Source organism: Citrobacter sp. VF227 (assembly GCF_052950715.1).
Genome location: NZ_JBRFVF010000383.1, coordinates 1 through 470, shown reverse-complemented (window position 1 = coordinate 470; position 470 = coordinate 1). Strand labels below are relative to the sequence as shown.

Sequence of the window (470 nt, the reverse complement as noted above, 5' to 3'; positions counted from 1 at the left end):
GCCGAAATCCTGGAGGCCGCGGATGTTGATCGCCTGCGCCGGGTCGTTCCGGTTCTCCTGGGTGATCACGCCGGGCACGTCGCGCAGCACCTCGGACAGGCGCCCGGGCTGGAGACGGTCGAGCGCGGCCCGCGGGACGACGCTCGTGCCCGCCAGGGCGTCGACGGCCGGGACGGCGGTCTTGGTCGCGGTGACCGACAGGGTGTCGAGGCCGATCGCGGGCTCGGGGAGCGCGGCCTGGCCGGCCTCCTCCGCCCGGGCGCCCGGCAGGGTCGCCAGCACGACGCCGAGGGCGACGAGCGCCCGGTGAGAAGCATAAGGCATGATGACAGCCGCCCGCACACAGTCGTTCCAGAGAGCTGGCTGGCGGATGGCTGGCTTGCTGAAGATTGTCTCGCCGATCGCGACAGAGATGTGCAACCGGCATTTCCGGGATTGCTGGCCCGCGCGCCGCGCATTGCCTGCCCGCG

General features: G+C 72.3%; 1 protein-coding gene. It reads right to left on the bottom strand.

The window, feature by feature from the left end:
• Nucleotides 1-324, bottom strand: a 324-nt coding sequence (locus tag ACU8YC_RS26870) for a TonB-dependent receptor plug domain-containing protein (protein WP_446896239.1), incomplete at its 3' end; no start/stop codon positions are given.
• Nucleotides 325-470: the final 146 nt, after the last annotated feature.